This is a genomic window from Sphingobium sp. GW821-FHT02B05, assembly GCF_059421905.1.
The window spans coordinates 1-3062 of the sequence record NZ_JBWKVW010000025.1; the positions used below are offsets into that span (position 1 = coordinate 1).

A 3062-nucleotide genomic window follows, 5' to 3' on the forward strand; every position below is an offset into this window, starting at 1 on the left:
ATCTGAGGTCCAAAAAGACCAACAAAGTCCAAAATGGGCATCAAAAAATAGCCTATATTCAGGCTGTTATCTCATATAACATGATCTCACACAGGATCATAACCGCCTAGGTGGTTACCATGAGATTTGTTGGTAAATTTGTTGGTGCAAAGTTAGGATTCAAGTCTCGCGCACGGCGTCCAGGAGACTGATCCGTGCTGACCGATACTATCATCCAATCCATTCTGCCTGCCGCGCGCCCCATAAAAAAAGCCGATGGTGGCGGTCTCAATATCTGCGTGCTGCCCAACGGCCGACGCGAGTGGCGCCTTTCCTATCGCTTCCATCACAAGCAGAAGACGATCACCGGAGGCGACTATCCGCTGATGAGCATTGATCGCGCCCGTGTCTGGCGCGAGGAGATGAAAGCGGTTCTGTCTGCCGGAAATGATCCGGCTGACATCAAGCGACAGCTAAAATATGAGGAGCAGGCTGAGCGCACCACATTCCGCCAGCTGGCCCAGGAATGGATGCTTGCCAAGCGACCCGGATGGTCCGATCGCTACGCAGGTGTGATCAGGCGTCGGCTCGAGGCCGACATTTTTCCCACCATCGAAAAACTGCCTGTGCGATCGATCTTGCCGCGCGACATGCTCGATGCGCTCAAGACCATTGAGGATCGCGGCGCGATCGAGATGGCGCATCGAGTGCGGGCCTATTGCAGCGAAATCTTCCGGTTCGGCATTCCCGATGGCCGGGTGCTGACGGATCCCTGCCGTGACCTTGGCACGGTCATGCGCAAGCGCGCCGCAGTCACGCATCGATCGAAAATACCAATCAAGGAATTGCCTCGCTTCTACGCGGCGCTCAACGCGGACACTGGTTCGCGATTAAGCCATCTCGCCTTGCGCTGGACAATCCTGACGATGGTGCGAACGACGGAAACCCGCCACGCCCAATGGTGCGAATTTGAAGGTCTGGGAGGTCTCGAGCCGCTCTGGCGTATTCCGGCTGACCGCATGAAGATGCGGGTCGAGCATCTCGTGCCGTTGCCGCCGCAGGCGGTCGCGTTGCTCCGAGAAATCAAAGAGCTCAACGTCTACGGCAAATATGGCAATGAGCGCTTCGGCCAATATCTGTTCCCGGTGATCGGGAACCAGGGAGACACGATCAGTTCGAACCGGATGCTGGTCTTGCTTCAGCGCCTTGGCGTCGGCGACAAGGCGACGGTGCATGGGTTCCGTTCGATCGCCAGCACCGTGCTGAATGAAACCGGCCTGTTCAAGGCGGATTGGATCGAGGTGCAGCTGGCGCATGTGCCCGGCGGTGTTCGCGCCGTCTACAACGCCGCACGCTACCTCTCCCACCGTCGGCAGATGCTCAAATGGTGGGCCGACTATCTCGATAAGGCCGAACAGGCTTCAGCGGCGATCGCCATTGAGAAGGCGACGCCGGTAAAGCCCAATGTTGGGGCGTTGGAGTGGTTTCAGTCGTCCTGGTAAGCGCTCGGCGCCTGCATCCAGCGTAATATCCGTGATAGGCGCCAAGCGACCGCTCTGGCGCCTATCTTCTCTGGTGCCGGAAACCTACCTAAATGGATCTCGCGATAGATTGACGCTTTGGGCTTCCCCGTCTTCTCAATCACCGCCTTAAGCCGCAAAAACTGCTCGTCTCTTTCTGTCATCTGCAAACCTACTTTTAAAGTCTGGTCTGCCCGCGCCATCATCATGCCAATCCGGCATCGGCTTTTCAAGTGGAACCTGAGCCCGTCCCGAACCTAAATACCTATGGCCGCAATTGGGACTTTGCGCCCAGTCCGCTTCAGAGCAACCAATACGGGATAGCGGACATTCCCGGCAAGGCGCTGTGATGGCCGCTGTCGCCAACATTTCTGACATTCAGACCGCCACGAGAGCTTTCTGACAACGGCCATTCATTAATCCGAGCCGCGATGCTGCGAACTCCGACTTTACTGCCTTTCGCCGAGGATTTTTCGATCAGCATGCCCTATCAGAAGCCGACGTTCAGTGGCTCCCCAACCGGGAAGGCAGATTTGCAGAGAGTCGGTTGATTGAAGACATCCCGGTCTTGAGATGCGCCTCAGCACAGTCCGACATCGTTTGGAGAACACCCCGACAATTCAAAGGGGTGCGCTAGGGTCAGGACTCGTTGATCAGAGCCAGAAGATGACGGTGGCTGCGAGCGCGATGGCGGAGAAGAATGCTGTCGGGCATCGATCGTAGCGGGTAGCAACCCGGCGCCAATCCTTGAGGCGTCCGAACATGATCTCGATGCGGTTGCGCCGTTTATAGCGACGCTTGTCATATTTGACGGGTTTGCTCCGGGATTTTCGGCCCGGGATGCAAGGTTTGATGCCCTTTTCCTGTAAGGCGTCGCGAAACCAGTCGGCATCATAGCCCCGATCGGCCAGCAGCCACTGGGCTTTGGGAAGCTCGTCGAGAAGGGCAGCCGCACCGATATAATCGCTGACCTGGCCCGCAGTCATGAAGAAGCTGATCGGGCGACCATTGGTGTCCGTCACGGCATGAAGCTTGGTGTTCATACCGCCTTTCGTGCGTCCGATCAGGCACCCCGCGCCCCCTTTTTTACCCGCAGGCTCGATGCCGTGCGGTGTGCCTTCAGATAGGTCGCGTCGATCATCACCGTCTTGCGTTCGGAAGACTGAGGCGCGGCCAGACCTTCCATCATCCGCAGGAACACGCCCTTATCGCTCCACCGCTTCCAGCGATTGTAGAGCGTCTTGTGCGGCCCATAATCCTTCGGTGCATCCCGCCAGCGCAGCCCGTTACGGTTCACAAAGATGATCCCGCTCAATACCCGCCGATCATCAACGCGGGGCTTGCCGTGGCTCTTGGGAAAATACGGCTCAAGCCGCGTCATCTGCTCGTGCGTCAGCCAATATAGGTCGCTCAAATTCAATCTCCTCTCGGAGCATGAATCAGATCGCAACGCCCATATCAATGGGTCCTGACCCTAAGGCGGAGGCCGAGATCGCGATCGTGTTGGCTAAGGACCTGTGGGACGACCAGATCAGCGCTGCCGATGTGGCGCAGGCCGTCGAT

4 protein-coding genes are annotated in these 3062 nt (G+C 57.5%); 1 reads left to right on the forward strand and 3 read right to left on the reverse strand.

Features of this window, described 5'->3' with window-relative positions; translation table 11 throughout:
• The first annotated feature begins 194 nt into the window (after positions 1 to 194).
• Positions 195 to 1481, forward strand: coding sequence for a tyrosine-type recombinase/integrase (locus tag AC07UX_RS21075; protein ID WP_495193918.1), 1287 nt, complete (start codon positions 195 to 197; stop codon positions 1479 to 1481).
• Here AC07UX_RS21075 and AC07UX_RS21080 read toward each other — a convergent pair.
• The 3 genes from AC07UX_RS21080 to AC07UX_RS21090 all read right to left on the reverse strand — a co-directional run bounded on the left by AC07UX_RS21080 (position 1466) and on the right by AC07UX_RS21090 (position 2913).
• Positions 1466 to 1708, reverse strand: coding sequence for a helix-turn-helix transcriptional regulator (locus AC07UX_RS21080; RefSeq protein ID WP_495193919.1), 243 nt, complete (start codon positions 1706 to 1708; stop codon positions 1466 to 1468). The genes AC07UX_RS21075 and AC07UX_RS21080 overlap by 16 nt on opposite strands.
• Positions 1709 to 1800: 92 nt before the next feature.
• Positions 1801 to 1983 carry a hypothetical protein gene (locus AC07UX_RS21085; RefSeq protein ID WP_495193920.1) on the reverse strand — a complete coding sequence of 61 codons (183 nt, stop codon included), beginning with the start codon at positions 1981 to 1983 and terminating at the stop codon, positions 1801 to 1803.
• A gap of 169 nt (positions 1984 to 2152) precedes the next feature.
• Positions 2153 to 2913 (reverse strand): IS5 family transposase gene (locus AC07UX_RS21090; protein WP_495193921.1). Its coding sequence is split into 2 segments (ribosomal slippage): positions 2153 to 2589 and positions 2589 to 2913, totalling 762 coding nucleotides; the frame shifts between segments, so codons are not numbered across the junction.
• Positions 2914 to 3062 lie beyond the last annotated feature (149 nt).